Source organism: Anaeromyxobacter soli (genome assembly GCF_022808855.1).
Taxonomy (GTDB): Bacteria; Myxococcota; Myxococcia; order Myxococcales; family Anaeromyxobacteraceae; genus Anaeromyxobacter; species Anaeromyxobacter soli.
In genome coordinates, this window is record NZ_JAKZLF010000001.1 from 273,320 (window position 1) to 289,966 (window position 16,647).

At 73.3% G+C, this 16,647-nt stretch carries 15 protein-coding genes; 10 read left to right on the forward strand and 5 right to left on the reverse strand.

All coding sequences use genetic code 11. From position 1 onward, the window contains the following. Nucleotides 1-60: 60 nt before the first annotated feature. From MLV88_RS01115 to MLV88_RS01125, 3 genes are read right to left on the reverse strand one after another with little or no spacing between them, the layout of a single operon-like run. Nucleotides 61-690 carry a hypothetical protein gene (locus MLV88_RS01115; protein ID WP_242340235.1) on the reverse strand — a complete coding sequence of 210 codons (630 nt, stop codon included), beginning with the start codon at nt 688-690 and terminating at the stop codon, nt 61-63. Next, nucleotides 677-1,315, reverse strand: coding sequence for a recombination-associated protein RdgC (gene rdgC / locus MLV88_RS01120; protein WP_242340236.1), 639 nt, complete (start codon nt 1,313-1,315; stop codon nt 677-679). The genes MLV88_RS01115 and rdgC overlap by 14 nt, the downstream gene beginning before the upstream one ends. A gap of 58 nt (nt 1,316-1,373) precedes the next feature. Beyond that, a complete protein-coding gene (locus MLV88_RS01125; protein WP_242340237.1) occupies nt 1,374-2,372 on the reverse strand; it encodes a sigma-54 interaction domain-containing protein in 999 nt (332 codons plus the stop codon). Nucleotides 2,373-2,490: 118 nt separating this feature from the next. Here MLV88_RS01125 and ric point away from each other — a divergent pair, with 118 nt between their 5' ends. Further along, on the forward strand, nt 2,491-3,189 hold the full coding sequence (gene ric, locus MLV88_RS01130) for an iron-sulfur cluster repair di-iron protein (RefSeq protein ID WP_242340238.1): 699 nt from the start codon (nt 2,491-2,493) through the stop codon (nt 3,187-3,189). Next, nucleotides 3,183-3,677, forward strand: coding sequence for a hemerythrin domain-containing protein (locus tag MLV88_RS01135; protein WP_242340239.1), 495 nt, complete (start codon nt 3,183-3,185; stop codon nt 3,675-3,677). The genes ric and MLV88_RS01135 overlap by 7 nt, the downstream gene beginning before the upstream one ends. On the opposite strand, the gene rnk is transcribed toward MLV88_RS01135, so the two are convergent. Next, on the reverse strand, nt 3,654-4,073 hold the full coding sequence (rnk, locus tag MLV88_RS01140) for a nucleoside diphosphate kinase regulator (protein WP_242340240.1): 420 nt from the start codon (nt 4,071-4,073) through the stop codon (nt 3,654-3,656). The two genes, MLV88_RS01135 and rnk, sit on opposite strands and share 24 nt — an antisense overlap. 446 nt (nt 4,074-4,519) lie before the next feature. Between rnk and MLV88_RS01145 the strand changes: the two genes are divergently transcribed. The 8 genes from MLV88_RS01145 to MLV88_RS01180 all read left to right on the forward strand — a co-directional run bounded on the left by MLV88_RS01145 (nt 4,520) and on the right by MLV88_RS01180 (nt 15,494). Beyond that, entirely contained in the window at nt 4,520-5,452 is a 933-nt protein-coding gene (locus MLV88_RS01145) for an aldo/keto reductase family protein (protein ID WP_242356175.1), read from the forward strand. A 388-nt stretch (nt 5,453-5,840) separates the two neighbouring features. After that, a complete protein-coding gene (locus MLV88_RS01150; RefSeq protein WP_242340242.1) occupies nt 5,841-9,905 on the forward strand; it encodes an InlB B-repeat-containing protein in 4,065 nt (1,354 codons plus the stop codon). Between the two features lie 265 nt (nt 9,906-10,170). Further along, on the forward strand, nt 10,171-10,923 hold the full coding sequence (locus MLV88_RS01155; RefSeq protein ID WP_242340243.1) for an ABC transporter ATP-binding protein: 753 nt from the start codon (nt 10,171-10,173) through the stop codon (nt 10,921-10,923). Next, nucleotides 10,920-11,636, forward strand: a complete 717-nt coding sequence (locus MLV88_RS01160; RefSeq protein ID WP_242340244.1) for an ABC transporter ATP-binding protein — start codon at nt 10,920-10,922, stop codon at nt 11,634-11,636. The genes MLV88_RS01155 and MLV88_RS01160 overlap by 4 nt, the downstream gene beginning before the upstream one ends. Before the next feature lie 26 nt (nt 11,637-11,662). Next, nucleotides 11,663-12,898: an ABC transporter substrate-binding protein gene (locus tag MLV88_RS01165; protein ID WP_242340245.1), complete on the forward strand. Its 1,236-nt coding sequence runs from the start codon at nt 11,663-11,665 to the stop codon at nt 12,896-12,898. Nucleotides 12,899-12,907: 9 nt separating this feature from the next. Beyond that, a complete protein-coding gene (locus MLV88_RS01170) occupies nt 12,908-13,771 on the forward strand; it encodes a branched-chain amino acid ABC transporter permease (RefSeq protein ID WP_242340246.1) in 864 nt (287 codons plus the stop codon). Then, a complete protein-coding gene (locus MLV88_RS01175) occupies nt 13,768-14,712 on the forward strand; it encodes a branched-chain amino acid ABC transporter permease (protein ID WP_242340247.1) in 945 nt (314 codons plus the stop codon). Before MLV88_RS01170 ends, MLV88_RS01175 begins: the two co-directional genes overlap by 4 nt. After that, on the forward strand, nt 14,709-15,494 hold the full coding sequence (locus tag MLV88_RS01180) for a 3-hydroxybutyrate dehydrogenase (protein WP_243336616.1): 786 nt from the start codon (nt 14,709-14,711) through the stop codon (nt 15,492-15,494). Before MLV88_RS01175 ends, MLV88_RS01180 begins: the two co-directional genes overlap by 4 nt. A 94-nt stretch (nt 15,495-15,588) precedes the next feature. Here MLV88_RS01180 and MLV88_RS01185 read toward each other — a convergent pair whose 3' ends face one another. Next, a complete protein-coding gene (locus MLV88_RS01185) occupies nt 15,589-16,644 on the reverse strand; it encodes an HlyD family secretion protein (protein WP_242340249.1) in 1,056 nt (351 codons plus the stop codon). Nucleotides 16,645-16,647: the final 3 nt, after the last annotated feature.

Consider the following 16,647-nt stretch of genomic DNA (forward strand, 5'->3'; position numbering starts at 1 on the left):
CGTCTTCTTGCCGATGGGGCGTCGGCGAACCGCTTCGACCGGCGACGGCTCTAGGCGAGGCTAGGCCTCCTCGCCCGCGCGCATCCACGTCTTGAGTGTCGCAACCCGCTTGCGCCAGGTGCGGCTCGTGCGGACGTCCAGGAAGGCGCCGGTGAGCGCGTCCACGATCGCGGAGAGCCGCTCGGCGAGCTCGAGCCGCTCGAGCAGCCGATCGTCCTCCTCCTCGGTGAGGAGCTCGGGCAGCTTCGCGGCGCGCACGTCCAGGAACTCGGCGTCGAGCGTCGCCTCGTACACCCGCTCCGCGTGCTCGAGCCGCACGCGCGCCTGGTGCACGAGCAGGCCGGCGTCGAGCGCGCGGCGAACCTGGGCCGAGTACGGCGCGAGCGCGCCCCGCGCCACGAGCTCGGTCACGTCGCCCGCGATGCCGCGGAGCGTGAGCCGGCCGACGAAGACGACCGTCACCCCCGCCCCGTCGAGCTCGATCACGGGCTCCGTCGACTCCGAGCGCCACAGGAGCCACGTCAGCAGCTCGCGCCCGAGGTACGTGCGGCCGCGCAGGAGCTGCTCGCGCGCCTTGTCCTTCTCGACCTCGGCCTCGTCGCGGCGCTCCTCCTCGGTGGGGAGCCCGTCCACGCCCGCGGCGCCGCGCTGGAAGGCCGCGTCGGTCCGCGCCTGCTCACGCCTCGACATCGCTCACCTCCCGCCGCGACGACTCGAGGCCCACGAGCTCCGGCGTCGGCGCGAGCGCGGCGTCCGGGGTCCCTGCCCTGGCGGCGAGCGCGGCCGGGGTGAGCGGCGCGAGCTTCACCTCGAGGGCGGTCTCGAGCGCGGCCACGACCTCGTCCACCGCCTTGCGGGAGGCGGCCCAGATCTGCACCTGGCCGGCCTTCAGGTTCAGGCTGACGTCGTGGACGTGCGAGCTGGGGGTCGCGCGCTGGCGGAGCAGGTGGCGCACCGCCTCCTTGCGCTCGGCCTTCTCGCGCTTCGCCGGCGGGCGGCCGTGCTCCTTCTCGAACGCCACGCGCCAGCGCTCCAGCTCGACGCGCAGCGCCGCGGCCGGCACCTTGAGCGTGTCGACGCGGAAGGCGAAGAGCGCGTACTCGCCCTGGATGATCGAGGCGAAGGAGGTCGCGTCCTGATCCTCCAGCTCCACGAAGCCTGCGGCGCGCTCCTCGTCGCCCTTGGCGGGATCGAGCGGCTCGAAGGCGCCCGAGGCGAGCCCCTTCGCGAGCCAGCGCCGGGTGTCTGAGGGAGGCTTCTTGCCCGGCTCCCACCGGAACCGGGCGAACGTGACGGCACCACCGAGGACGGGCATGGGCCGCGCAACATGAGCGAGTCCCGGCCCGCCGTCAAGGCAGGCGGGCCCTCGGCCTCTACCGCTCGCCCTCGCGGTACGCCCGCAGCTTCCGCCAGAGCGTGTTCCGGCCGATGCCGAGCGCGCGCGCCGCCTCGACCTGAGAGCCGCCGCACGCCTCGAGGACCCGCAGCACGTGCTCGCGCTCGACCTCGGCGAGCGTGCGCGCCGGCGACTCCGCGCGGGCGGCGGGGCGCAGGAGCTCCTCGGGCAGGTGCTCGGGCCGGATCTCGCCGCCGCGGGCGAGCACCGCCGCGTGGCGCATCACGTTCTGGAGCTCGCGGACGTTGCCAGGCCACGCGTAGGCGAGGAGCAGCCGCTCGGCGTCCGGCGCGAGGCCCGCGGGAGGGCGCCGCTCCGCCGAGAGGAACTGGCGCGCGAGGGGGAGGACGTCCTCGCGCCGCTCGCGCAGGGGGGGCAGCCGGAGCACGAGCACCTTGAGGCGGTAGTAGAGATCCTCGCGGAAGCGGCCCTCCGCCACGCGCTGGGGGAGGTCGCGGTGCGTCGCGCAGACGATCCGGACGTCCACCCCGAACGCGCGCGTGTCGCCCACGCGCCGGATCTCGCCGTCCTCGAGCGCCCGCAGGAGCTTGGCCTGGAGGACGAGCGGCATCTCGGCGATCTCGTCGAGGAAGAGCGTCCCACCGTCGGCCGCCTCGAAGAGCCCCTCCTTCTCGGCGGTCGCGCCGGTGAACGCGCCGCGCACGTGCCCGAACAGCTCCGACTCGAGCAGCTCCGCCGGAAGGGCCGCCACGTTCACCGGCACGAACGGCCGGGCGCCGCGCGGGCTCGCGGCGTGGAGGGCGCGCGCGACGACCTCCTTCCCGGTGCCGCTCTCGCCGAGCACCACCACCGGCGCGTCGGAGTCCGCGAAGTCGTGGGCGCGACGGAGGGCCGCCTGCATGGCGGGACCCTCGGCGACGAGGTGGGCCGTGCGCGCGATGCGCGGGACGACGGTGTCGAGCCCGCAGACCTCGCAGGCGTCGTGCACGTGGAGCGGCGGCAGGGAGCGTTCCATGGTGTTCCAATCCGGTGCTTAACGGCGCCCGCGACGCCCCACAACCGCGCGATCGGCGAGCGTTCCCGCGCGGCACGCCGCGTGCTCCTCGGGAGCCCCGAAAGGAAACACGACCGAAATGCCCCACCTCGACCGCAGCGCCACCGTCGCCCAGATCGTCGCCGACCACGCCGTCGCCGCCCGCGTCTTCCAGAAGCACCAGATCGACTTCTGCTGCCACGGGAACGTCACCCTCCCGGAGGCCTGCGCGGGCCGGGAGCTCGACCCCGACGCGGTGTTCGCGGAGCTCGAGGCAGCCCTCCCGGCGAGCGGCGAGGCCTCGCTCGAGGCGGACCCCCGCTCGCTCCCGGTCCCCGCGCTCGTGGCTCACATCGTCTCGCACCACCACGCCTACCTGAGGCGGGCGATCCCGTTCATCGCCCCCCTCGCGGACAAGGTCGCCCGCGTCCACGGGCCGAGGAACGAGAAGCTCGAGGAGCTTCGCCTCACCTTCGCGGAGCTGGCGGACGCCCTCGAGCCGCACCTCGACGACGAGGAGCAGGTGCTCTTCCCGGCGCTCATGTCGCGCAGCCCGGACCCGGCGCTCGTCCGCCGCGAGCTCGAGCGCATGTACGAGGAGCACGTCGCGGTCGGGACGCTGCTCGCGCGGATGCGGGCGCTCGCCGACGGGTACGCGACGCCGGAGTGGGCCTGCTCCTCCTATCGGGTCCTCATGAGCGAGCTCGAGGCGCTCGAGGGCGACGTGCTCCGCCACGTCCACCTCGAGAACCACGTCCTCATGCCGCGGTTCGTCGCGGCGCGGGGAGCCCGGTGCTGAGCACGTCGCCCCCGGCGGTCACCGCTCCGCTCCGCGCGCAGCGCGCCCGCCTGCGCGAGACCCTGGCGGCGATAGACCATCGCGTCGGCGCGCTCGCCGGCCTGGAGGTGGACGCCGCCGTCGCCGAGATGCGCGCCGTCGTGAGCGCGCTCGACGCGTGCCTCAGGCCGCACCTCGCCTGGGAGGAGCGCACCCTGCACCCCGTCGTGGACAAGTACGCCTGCGAGGGCCCCGCCGCGTTCAGCGCGTCGATGCGCTACGAGCACGACATCATCCACCGCTGGAGCGCGGAGCTCGCGCGGCGGGCGGGTGGCGACCCGCGCGCCTTCGTCCGGCACGCGGATCGCCTGCTCGGGGTCGTGCTCGCGCACTTCGAGCTCGAGGAGCACGTCCTCTTCCCGATCCTCGATCGCACGCTCGGCGGCGACGCGTACCGCGCGCAGATCGGCGACCCGCCGGAGGGCTCAGGCCGAGGCGGGAGCCGCTGACGCCTGGGCGGGCTGCGCGACCGAGAGGATGCGGAGCCGCGCGACGCGCCCGTCCGGCAGTGGCCAGGCGATGTCGTCGCCGACGGCGAGCCCGAGCAGGGCCGCGCCGATGGGCGCGAGCACCGAGATGCGGCCCGAGGAGGCGTCGGCGTCCCGCGGGTAGACGAGCACGACCTCGCGACGCACCCCCGTCGCCTCGTCCACGAACGCGACGCGCGCGTCGAGCGTGACGACGTCGGGCGGCGCGACCTCCACCGGGATCGCGCGGTCGAGCTCGGCGTCGAGCTGCTCGGCGGCGGCGGCGTCGCGGCTCGCGAGGTGCTGGTCGACGAGCGCGCGCAGGCGGTCGAGATCGGCGCGGAGGACGTGGATGGGCTTGCGGACGGGCGCGGACATGACGGCTCCTTCGGAGGTCGCCCGCGCGGCCAGCGCGGGGGCGACGGGGGGTGGCTTGGATCCGGCGCGTGACGCGCCGGTCGGGGGACGCTGCCGGGGTGGCGCCTCGCCCTCGCTACAGCGGGGAGCGCGAGGCGCGGGCGAGGAGGCAGGCCGTCTCGCGAGCGCGCGCCGAGCCCGGCGCGCGCGGGGCCACCTGCCGCCGCGGCTGCGGGTGCGCGGAAGGGCGCGGGCGATGGCAGGCGATGGACGACATGCACCCGCTCGTCTAGCGGCGGGCGGGCGGCGCGTCAAGGCGCGGAGGCTCGCCGCTCCATCGGGTCGCGGGCCTCGCGGTCACGATGCGTGCGTCGGCCCGCTCCGCGTCGTATTCATGGCTCGGAACGCTCTGCGCCGCGCCCGCGTGGGCGCCCGCGCAGGAGCCGCCCGGCAACGGAGGGGAACCGATGGAGTACCGCAAGCTCGGCAACAGCGACCTCGTCGTGTCGGAGATCTCGCTCGGCTCGTGGCTCACCTACGGCGGCGGCGTGGCGCGCGCGGAGGCGGAGGGCTGCGTCCGCGCCGCCTTCGAGGCGGGCATCAACTTCATCGACACCGCCAACGTCTACTCCGGCGGGCGGGCGGAGGAGCTCCTCGGGGAGGTGCTCCGGGGCGTGCCGCGCGACTCCTACGTCCTCGCGACGAAGCTCTACTTTCCCATGTCCGAGACGGACCGCGGCCTGTCCGCCGCGCAGATCCGCAAGCAGCTCGACGCCTCGCTCCGGCGCCTCCGCCTCGACCACGTCGACCTGTACCAGTGCCACCGCTACGACCCGGAGACCCCGCTCGAGGAGACGATGGCGGCGCTCACCGAGGCGGTGCGGCAGGGCAAGACCCGCTACCTGGGGTTCTCGGAGTGGAGCGCGGACCAGGTCCGCGCGGCGCTGGCGCTCCCCGGCGAGCGCTTCGTGTCGAGCCAGCCGCAGTACTCGATCCTCTGGCGCGAGCCGGAGGCGGAGATCTTCCCGCTGTGCGCGGCGAACGGGATCGGCCAGATCGTCTGGTCCCCGCTCGCGCAGGGGATCCTCACCGGGAAGTACGCGCCCGGCGCCGCCGTCCCCCCCGGCTCGCGCGCGGCGAGCGCGACGATGGGCACCTTCATCCAGCGGCGGCTCGAGGACCGCGTCCTGGAGGGCGTGCAGCGGCTCCGGCCGATCGCGGCCGAGCTCGGGATCACGCTCTCCCAGCTCGCGCTCGCGTGGGTGCTCCGACGTCGGGAGGTCTCGTCCGCGATCATCGGCGCCTCGCGGCCCGAGCAGGTGACGGAGAACGCGAGGGCGTCCGGCGTGAAGCTCGCGCCCGAGGTGCTGCGGCGCATCGACGAGGCGTTCTCCGGCTAGGTCCGAGCTTCGCGACGCGTGAACCTCGCGCGGCCGTCCGGCCTGCGCGCTCGAGACGTTCGGTGTAAATCACCCAGCGTGAATCCACGTCCCCGGAGCGGCCCGCCGCGGCGCCGCGGCGTGACGCGCGCGTCGGCCCGTTCTCGTGCGGATCCGGACGCTCCCGGCGTTCACTAAAGGTTGCTGGGCGATATCACCCACGCGGATTTGCCTCTCAGCAACCACGCGGCGACCCGGCACTCTTCCCTTACGGTCGCAGGTCACGCTAGACTCACCCCGTTCGGGATCAGGACATGTCGTGAATTGTCCACTTAGGGTGCGCCGTCACCGACAAGGGATCACCCAAACCGGGGATCTCGGTCGGCGCTCCGAAAGGGAGGAGTGCGTCATGAGGGGGAAGCTCTCGCTGCTGTCGCTGCTGTGGGTGGTCGCGCTGCTCGCGTGCAACGGCGCGGGCGACCCGGCACCCGCCGCGCTGGAATCGACCGATTTCGCCGTGGTGAACCAGACGGGCGCGGACGTGTTCCCGCCTCCCACCGGCTCCCAGGCCGCGCCCGCCGCCGCGTCCGACGGGACGAACCACCTCGTGGTCTGGTCCGACGCGCGGGGCGGCACCGGCCAGGATCTGTACGGCGCGCGGGTGAGCAAGGCCGGCGTCGTGCTCGGCTCCGCGCCGATCGTCATCTCCGCGGCCGCCGGCGACCAGGTCGAGGCGAGCGTGGCGTTCGACGGGGCGAACTACCTCGTGGTCTGGCAGGACTCGCGCGGCGCCACCGGGCGCGACGTCTACGGCGCGCGCGTCACGCCGGACGGAACGGTCCTGGATCCGGGCGGCATCCCGATCAGCACCGCGCTCGATCATCAGGTCGAGCCCGCGGTGGCCTTCGACGGCACGAGCTACCTCGTGGTCTGGGAGGACCGCCGGACCGGCTTCGGCGACGTGCGCGGCGCGCGCGTCGCACCGGACGGCACGGTCCTCGCCACGGACCTCGTCATCTCCGGGGCGCCGCTGCACCAGACGCAGCCCGCCGTCGCGTGCGCGACCGGCACCTGCCTCGTGGCGTGGCGCGACGGCCGCGCGGGTAGACCTGACGTGTACGGCGCGCGCGTGGCCGGTTCCACCGTGACGGACCCCGACGGCCTGCCGATCTCGCTGGCGGGCAGCAGCCAGGGCCGCCCGGCGATCGCCTCGGACGGGAGCGGCTTCCTCGTGGCCTGGAACGACACGCGCTCGGGGACGAGCGACGTGTTCGGCAGCCGCGTCAGCGCGTCCGGCCAAGTGCTCGACGCGTCCGGCCTCGCGATCGCCGCCGCGGCGGACGCACAGCAGACGCCGGACGTCGGCTTCGAGGGGGCGTACTACGTGGTCGCGTGGCACGATCGCCGCAGCGGCACCGCGTTCGACGTCTACGCGGCTCGCGTCACGAGCGCAGGCGCGGTGATCGACCCCTCGGGCTTCCTCGTCGGGACGGGCACGGGTGGGGTCACGACCTCCGTCTCCTCCGACCGCGCGGGCCGCGTGCTCGTCGCGTTCGACGCCCTGCTGGCCGTCGACCCCCTCACCACCGTCTCGCGCGTCCGGACGCAGGCGATCACGGTCCGCGCGGAGCTCACGGCCTCGCTCATCGGGAACGGCTCGGGGTCCGTCGTCTCCGAGCCGGCGGGCGTCGACTGCGGCGCGACCTGCGCCGCGATGTTCGACGCGCCCACGGTGGTCACCCTCACGCCCTCGGCGGCGGCCGGCTCGGCGTTCGTCGGGTGGTCCGGCGCCTGCGCCGAGGCGGGGCTCGGGCCCTGCACGCTGACGGTGGACGAGTCTCGCCTCGCCATCGCGAAGTTCTCTCCGCTGTACGCGCTCACCGTCACGCGGGCGGGGGCCGGGACCGGGGACGTCACCTCGGATCCGGCCGGCATCGCCTGCGGCGCGACCTGCGCGGCGGACCTCGTCGAGGGCACGGTCGTGACGCTCTCCGCCACGCCCAGCGCCACCTCCGTGTTCGCGGGCTGGTCCGGCGCCTGCTCGGGGACGGGGACCTGCGTCGTCCCGATGAGCGCCGCGCAGTCGGTCACCGCGACGTTCGTCCCGGGCTACAAGCTCACCGTGTCCAACATCGGCGGAGCGACCGGCACGGTGAGCGGCGGCGCCACCGGTCCCGTGGGGACGGGCACGATCGCGTGCACCACCGGCTCCACCACGGGCTGCACCGCGCTCGTGGCGAGCGGTGACTCCGTCACCCTGCGCGCCGCGCCGGGCACGGACGCCGTGTTCAAGGGCTGGACCGGCGGGTGCACGGGTCTCGGCGACTGCACGCTCACGATGAGCGCCGCGAAGACGGTGACCGCCAGCTTCCAGCCCTCGACCTACACGGTGAAGGTGAGCAGCTCCGGCGGCGGCGTCGGCACCATCACCGGTGAGGGCATCTCCTGCACCACGGGCTCCACCACCGGCTGCTCCGCGGTGGTGGCCAACACGACGCCGTCCACGGTGCTGACCCTGACCGCCACGCCCGACGCGAGCTCGGTGTTCAAGAGCTGGAGCGGGTGCACGAGCTCGTCCGGCAACACGTGCTCCGTCACCGTCTCCTCCGCGAAGAACGTGAACGCGGTGATCCAGCCGAGCACGTATCCCCTCACCGTCACGACCTCCGGCTCCGGCGGCGCGGGCGGGACGGTCACGGGCCCCGGGCTGAGCTGCACGACGGGCTCCACGGCGGGCTGCTCGGCCATCGTCGGGAACGGCGACACCGTCATCCTCACGGCGGCGCCCGACGCGACGTCCGTGTTCAAGCGCTGGAGCGGGTGCACGACCTACGACGGCGCCACCTGCACCGTCACCATGACGGGCGCCAAGACCGCCACGGCCTACTTCGAGCCCGCCCAGTACAAGCTCACCGTGACGACGTCCGGGACGAACGCCGGCGGCACCGTCACGGGCGCCGGGCTCGCCTGCACCACGGGATCCACGGACGGCTGCTCCGCCATGATCGCGAACGGCGCGACGGTGACGCTCACCGCCACGCCCGACGCGAGCTCGATCTTCAGGCGGTGGAGCGGGTGCGCCACCTCGGACGGCGCCACCTGCACCGTCACCATGACGAGCGCCAAGACCGCCACGGCCTACTTCGAGCCGGCCCAGTACAAGCTCTCGGTCGCGGTCTCGGGCGTCTCGGGCGCGAGCGGCTCCGTGAGCGGTCCTGGCATCGCGTGCCAGCCTGGCGCGACGGATGGCTGCTCGACGATGGTGGCCAACGGCGCCACCGTCACGCTCGTCGCCGAGCCCGCCGCCGGCTCCATCTTCAAGAGCTGGGCCGGGTGCACGAGCGTCGACGGCGCGACCTGCTCGGTCTCCATGACGAGCGCGAAGACCGCGACCGCGACGTTCCAGCCGAGCGAGTACCCGCTCACCGTCTCCATCTCGAACATGTACGGCTCGAGCGGCAGCGTCAGCGGCCCGGGCATCACCTGCACGCCGGGCGCGACGACGGGCTGCTCCACCTCGGTCGCGACGGGGACCACGATCACCCTCGTCGCGGAGCCCGCCGCCGGCTCGATCTTCAAGAGCTGGACGAACTGCACCTCCGTGAGCGGCACGAGCTGCAACGTCACCATGACGGCCGCGAAGACGGTGACGGCGACGTTCCAGCCGAGCGAGTTCCCGCTCACGGTCTCCATCACCGGCACGTCGGGCGCGAGCGGGTCGGTGAGCGGCCCGGGCATCAGCTGCACGCCCGGCGCGACGACCGGCTGCACCACCTCGGTCGCGAACGGCGACACGATCACGCTCGTCGCCGAGCCCGCCGCCGGCTCGCTCTTCAAGAGCTGGGCGAACTGCACCTCCGTGAGCGGCACGAGCTGCACGGTCACCATGGCGGCCGCGAAGACGGTGACCGCGTCGTTCATGCCGAGCGAGTACCCGCTCACCGTCACCGTCACGGGGACGTACGGCGCGAGCGGAACCGTGAGCGGGCCGGGGATCTCCTGCGCCCCCGGCGCGACGACGGGGTGCTCGACGACCGTCGCGAACGGCGCGACCGTCACGCTCCTCGCCGCGGCCGCCCCCGGCTCGATCTTCAAGAGCTGGTCGGGCTGCACGGCCGTCGACGGCGCGAGCTGCTCCGTCACCATGACGAGCGCGAAGACCGTGACCGCGACGTTCCAGCCCGCCACGTTCACGCTCACCGTGACGCCCACGGGGCTGGGGCACGGCACGGTGAGCGGGCCCGGCATCGCGTGCACGTCGGGCTCGCCCGACGGCTGCACGGCGGCGATCGACACCGGCACCACGGTGACGCTCTCCGCCTCGCCCAGCTCCACCTGCGACACCTTCGCGGGCTGGTCGGGCGGAGGGTGCATCGGGACGGGGACGTGCACCGTCACGATGACGGCGGCGAAGTCGGTGTCGGCGTCGTTCGGCACGACCGGCGCCACGCTCTGCTACCCCGTCGTGCCCTGACGGCGCGGTCGGGCCGGCTGCTGCCGGCCCGACCTTCACAGGACGGCGTGCATCGCGCGCGGGCCTCCGGGCCCGCGCGTTTTTTCTCGAGCGGGATCGCCGGAGAGGCTGCTGCGCGACTGCTCTAGACGCGCCGCGTCGCCGGGCCGCGCGCGGACCTCCTTCCTGCGGCCATCGAGAACCCTCCCCTCCCCCTGGGGCGTTTCGGCGCACCCCACAAGCTGTAAAGGTTCGCTCTCCACCTGGGTTCCACGCCGGAGGCCGGATGCCCGAGGAGACGATCCTCGAGACGCGCGACCTCGTGAAGGAGTTCGCCGGCTTCGTCGCCGTGAACGGCGTGTCGCTGCGCGTCGCGCGCGGCAGCATCCACGCGCTCATCGGCCCGAACGGTGCGGGCAAGACGACGGTCTTCAACCTCCTCACCCGGTTCCTCCCTGCGACGCGCGGCGCGATCCTGTTCAAGGGGGACGACGTCACGCACGCGCGGCCCGCCGAGGTGGCGCGGCGCGGCATCGTCCGGTCCTTCCAGATGTCCGCGGTGTTCCCGGCGCTCACCGCCCTCGAGAACGTGCGCGTCGCGCTGCAGCGTCCGCTCGGCACCTCCTTCCACTTCTGGCGCTCGGAGCGGACGCTGGACGCGCTCGAGGCGCGCGCCGTCGAGCTCCTCGCGGCGGTCGGGCTCGAGGCCGACCGCGACACCGTCGCGGTCGAGCTGCCCTACGGGCGCAAGCGCGCCCTCGAACTCGCGACCACGCTCGCCCTCGATCCGGAGCTGCTGCTCCTCGACGAGCCGACCCAGGGGATGGGCCACGAGGACGTGGGCCGCGTGGTCGCGCTCATCCGGCGCGTCGCGGCCGGTCGGACGGTGCTGCTCGTCGAGCACAACCTCTCGGTGGTGCAGGACCTCGCGCGGCGCGTGACGGTGCTCGCGCGCGGCGCGGTGCTCGCGGAGGGGAGCTACGACGAGGTCTCGCGCGATCCCGCCGTCCTCGAGGCGTACATCGGAGCGACCCCGTGATCGAGCCCGCGCGCCCCGAGCTCCTGCGCCTCGCGGGCCTCCACGCGTTCTACGGAGAGTCCCACGTGCTGCACGGCGTCGACTTCGCCGTGAGCGCGGGCGAGCTCGTCACGCTCCTCGGCAGGAACGGCTCCGGGCGCACGACCACCCTCAAGGCCATCCTGGGGCTCGTGGGGCGGCGCACGGGCTCGATCATGGTGAGCGGGCACGAGACCATCGGGCTGCCGACCCACCGCATCGTCCAGCTCGGCCTCGGGTTCTGCCCCGAGGAGCGCGGCATCTTCGCGAGCCTCACGGCGGAGGAGAACCTGACGCTCCCGCCGGTCGTCCGCTCGGGGGGCATGTCGCTCGAGGAGATCTACGAGATGTTCCCGAACCTCCGGGAGCGCCGGAGGAGCCCCGGCTCGCGGCTCTCCGGCGGAGAGCAGCAGATGCTCGCGATGGCCCGGATCCTCCGGACCGGGGCGCGGCTGCTCCTCCTCGACGAGATCACCGAGGGGCTCGCGCCCGTCATCGTGCAGGCCCTCGGGCGCGCCGTGCGCGCGCTCCGCGACCGCGGGTTCACGGTGATCCTGGTCGAGCAGAACTTCCGCTTCGTCGCCCCGCTCGCGGACCGTCACGTGCTGCTCGAGCGCGGGCGCGTGGTGGACACGATCACCCGGGACGAGCTCCCGGGAAAGCTGGAGTCGCTGCACCGCTTCCTGGGCGTCTAGCGCCGCCCAACCACGAAGGAGGGCACATGAGCCGGATCCCCCGAGTCGCCTGCTGCCTCGCCGCGCTGCTCGCGGCGCCCACCCTCGCCGCCGACAAGGTCTCGGACGGCGTCGTCAAGATCGGCGTCCTCACCGACATGACGGGCTACTACTCCGACCTCGCCGGCCCGGGCTCCGTGCTCGCCGCGCGGATGGCCATCGAGGACTTCGGCGGCAAGGTCCTCGGCAAGCCCGTCCAGCTCGTCTCGGCCGACCACCAGCTCAAGGCGGACGTCGCCTCCAACACCGCCCGCAAGTGGTTCGACCAGGAGCAGGTGGACGTGATCGCCGACCTGGTCTCGTCGTCCACGGCGGGCGCGGTCATGCCCGTCGCCGCGGAGAAGAAGCGCATCACCCTGCTCTCCGGCCCGGGCACGACCGCGTTCACCGGCGAGAAGTGCACCGCCTACAACGTCCACTGGACGTACAACAACTGGGCGCTCGCGAACGGCACGGGGCGCGAGGTGGTGCGCCAGGGCGGCGACACCTGGTACTTCGTCACGGCCGACTACATCTTCGGCCGCTCGCTCGAGGAGGACACCACGAAGGTGGTGAAGGCCGCGGGCGGCAAGGTGCTCGGGTTCGCCCGGCACCCCTCGCCGGGCACGACCGACTTCTCGAGCTACCTGCTGCAGGCGCAGTCGTCCGGCGCGAAGATCGTCGGCCTCGCGAACGCCGGCGCCGACACCGTGAACTGCATCAAGCAGGCGAACGAGTTCGGCGTCACGCCCAAGCAGAGCCTCGCGGGCCTGCTCGTCTTCATCACCGACGTCCACAGCCTCGGGCTCGACACCGCGAAGGGCATGTACCTCACCACCGCGTTCTACTGGGACATGAACGACGAGACGCGCAAGTGGTCGGAGCGCTTCTTCGCTAAGCACAAGAAGATGCCGACCATGGTCCAGGCGGGCGTGTACTCGTCGGTCATGCACTACCTGAAGGCGGTGCAGGCGGCGGGCACCGACGACGCGGACGCGGTGATGGCGAAGATGAAGGCCACGCCGGTGAACGACTTCTTCGCGAAGAACGCGCGCATCGGGCCCGACGGGCTCCTCCGCCACGACATGTACCTCGCCCGCGTGAAGGCGCCGGGCGCGTCCAAGAAGCCTTGGGACTACTACGAGATCGTGAAGACGATCCCGGCCGCCGAGGCGTTCCCGACCGTCGAGCAGCAGGCCTGCCCGCTCGCGAAGTCCGCCTCGCCCGCGGTGATGAAGAAGTAGCGTCGCGCGATGCAGGCGCTCTTCGGGCAGCTCCTCGTCGGCCTCATCAACGGGTCGTTCTACGCGCTCCTGTCGCTGGGGCTCGCGATCATCTTCGGGCTGCTCAACGTCGTGAACTTCGCGCACGGCGCGCAGTACATGATGGGCGCCTTCGCCGCGTGGATGGCGGCGACGTACCTCGGGGTCGGCTACTTCTGGGCGCTCCTGCTCGTGCCCGCGGCGATGGGCCTCGTGGGCGTCGCCGTGGAGCGGCTGCTCCTGCGGAGGCTGTACGGGCTCGACAACCTGTACGGCCTCCTCCTCACCTTCGGCCTCACGCTCATCGCCGAGGGCCTGTTCCACCAGGCCTACGGGAACTCCGGGAGCACCTACCCGGTGCCCGCCGCCCTCCGGGGCGGCGTGAACCTCGGGTTCATGTACCTGCCCCTCTACCGGGCCTGGGTGGTGGTCGTGTCCGTCGTCGTGTGCGCGGCGAGCTGGTTCGTCATCGAGCGGACCAAGCTCGGCGCGTACCTGCGGGCGGGCACGGAGAACCCGAGGCTCCTGCAGGCCTTCGGCGTCAACGTGCCGCTCATGTTCACGCTCACCTACGGCTTCGGCGTGGCGCTCGCGGCCTTCGCCGGGGTGATGGCGGCGCCGGTCTACCAGGTGACCCCGCTCATGGGGAGCTCGGTCATCATGGTGGTGTTCGCGGTGGTCGTGATCGGCGGCATGGGCTCCATCGCGGGCTCGATCTTCACCGGCATCGGCATCGGGCTCGTGGAGGGGCTCACGCGCTACCTCTACCCGGAGGCCTCGAGCGTGGTCGTGTTCGTGGTGATGGCGCTCGTCCTGCTCGTCCGCCCGGCCGGGCTGTTCGGGAGGCAGCGATGAGCGGCCGCGCGCTGCGGGCCTGGGCGTGGGCGGCGATGGTGCTCGTGGGCCTCGCCGCGCCGTACCTCGTCTACCCGGTCTTCGCGATGAACGTGCTCTGCCTCGCTCTGTTCGCGAGCGCGTTCAACCTCCTGCTCGGCTACGCCGGGCTCCTCTCCTTCGGCCACGCGGCGTTCCTCGGCTCCGCGGCCTACGTCACGGGGATCACGCTGCGCACCTGGGGGCTGCCGACGGAGCTCGGCGTCCTCGCGGGCACCGCGGTCGCGACCCTGCTCGGGCTCGTGTTCGGCGCGCTGGCGATCCGACGCTCCGGGATCTACTTCGCGATGATCACGCTCGGCTTCGCGCAGCTCGTCTACTTCCTCGTCGTCCAGCTGCCCTGGACCGGGGGCGAGGACGGGCTGCAGGGGATCCCCCGCGGCAAGGCGCTCGGCGTCCTCGCGCTCGACGGGCCGATCACGACCTACTACTTCGTCTACGCGGCGTTCCTCGCCGGCTTCTGGCTCATCCAGCGGGCCATCCACTCGCCCTTCGGCCACGTGCTCCGCGCGATCCGCGAGAACGAGCCGCGGGCGCTGTCGCTCGGCTACGACGTCGCGCGCTACAAGCTGCTCGCGTTCGTCCTCTCGGCCGCCCTCTCGGGCCTCGCAGGGTCGCTCAAGGCGGTGGTGCTCCAGTTCGCGTCGCTCTCCGACGTCCACTGGCACCGCTCCGGCGAGGTCGTGCTCATGACGCTGCTCGGCGGCATGGGGACGGTGCTGGGGCCGTCGGTCGGAGCGCTGCTCGTCGTCACCCTCGAGAACTACCTCGCCGACGTGGGATCGTGGGTGACGGTCATCACCGGCGCGGTGTTCGTCGCGTGCGTGCTCGCGTTCCGGCGCGGCATCGTCGGCGAGGTGCGCGCGCTGGTGCGCCGCTCGTTCATCGGAGGGAAGCCATGACGGTGGAGATCCAGGGTCGCATCGCGGTGGTGACCGGCGCCGCGAGCGGCATCGGGCTCGAGATCGCGACACAGCTCGCGCAGGCGGGCGCGCGCGTGACGCTCGCGGACCTGAACGGCCCCGCCGCCGCCGCGGCGGCGGGCGCGATCGCCGAGGCCGGCTTCGCGGTGCGCGGCGTCGCCTGCGACGTGACGAGCGAGGCGGAGGTGAGCGCCGTCCTCGAGGAGGTGGTCGCCGAGGACGGGCGCCTCGACGTGCTCGTGAACAACGCGGGGCTGCAGCACGTCGCGCCCATCGAGGAGTTCCCCACCGAGCGCTTCGAGCTGCTCCTGCGCGTGATGCTCGTCGCGCCGTTCCTCGCGACGAAGCACGCCTTCCCGGTGATGAAGCGCCAGGGCTTCGGCCGGATCCTGAACATCGCGTCGGTGAACGGCCTCGTCGGCTTCGCGGGAAAGTCCGCCTACAACAGCGCGAAGCACGGCCTCATCGGCCTCACGAAGGTCGCGGCCCTCGAGGGCGCCCCGCACGGCATCACCGTGAACGCCCTCTGCCCGGGCTACGTGGAGACCCCCCTCGTCCGCAACCAGCTCGCGGACCTCGCCCGCACGCGCGGCGTGCCGCTCGAGCGCGTCCTCGAGGAGGTCATCTACCCCCTCGTGCCGCTCAGGCGGCTGCTCACGCCGCGCGAGGTGGCCGAGTACGCGCTGTTCCTCACGAGCGACGGCGCCGCGGGAATCACCGGGGCGACCGCGGTGATCGACGGAGGGTACACGGCGCAGTAGGACCGGCGACCCTCGACCCCGACCTCCTCGACCCCGACCCCGACCCTCGGCCCCGCCCCCCGGCGGGCGCGACCGCGCCCGCCTCCGCCTCCCCTCAGCGCGTGTGGACCGTCACGACCGCGGAGAGGCCCGCGCGGAGCGAGAGGTCCGGCGGAGGAGACACCCAGGCGATCCGGACGGGCACGCGCTCGACGACCTTCACGAAGTTGCCGGAGGCGTTGTCCGGCGGGAGCAGCGCGAAGCGCGCGCCGGTGCCGCCGGAGATGCTCTCGACTCGCCCCTCGATCGTCCGGCCCGAGTAGGCGTCCACCTCGACCTCCACCTTCTGCCCGGGGCGGAGCGCGCCGGTCTGCGTCTCCTTGAAGTTCGCGACGACGTAGGTGCGATCCGGCACGAGCTGCCCCAGCACCTGCCCGGGCGCCACGATCTGGCCGACGCGCGCGCCGAGCCGCGAGACGACGCCGTCGGCGGGAGCGCGGACCTCCGTGTAGCCGAGCTGGAGCTTCGCGAGCGCGAGCGCGGCCTCGGCGCTCTTCTCGCGCGCCTGGGCGAGCTCGGCGTTCGCGAGCGCTGCGGCGTACTGCGCGCGGTTCGCGCCGGCGCCCGCACGCGCGGTCTCGCTCGACACGCGCGTCGCGTCGTACTGGCTCGCCGCGATGGCCTCGCCCTTCTTGAGCTCGTCGGCCCGCCGCAGGTCCGACAGGGCCTTCTCCGCCTCGGCCTCCCCGCGGGTGACGGTGGCCCGGGCGGCGCCCACCTGGGCGTCGGCGGCCTGACCCTGGGCGCGCGCGGTCGCGAGCTCCGCCTCGGCCTGCCGGACGCGCAGCTCGTAGTCGGCGGGGTCGAGCCGCAGGATGGGCTGGCCCGCCTTCACCGGGGCGTCGTCCTTCACGAGCAGCTCGGCGACGGGACCGCCGACGCGCGCCGCGAGGGCGACCACGTCCGCCTCGACCTGCGCGTCGTCCGTCACCTCCTCCCCGCGGTGCAGGTACTCCCAGCCGGCGAACCCGCCGAGGAGCAGGAGCGCCAGGGCGGCGCCGCCCAGGATCACGCGGCGCCGCGATCGCCCCGGAGCGGGCGCGGCGGCCGCCGGGGGAGGCGCCGCGGGGAGCGGCCTGACCTCGTGGAGCTTCGGATCGGAAGGGGTCATCTT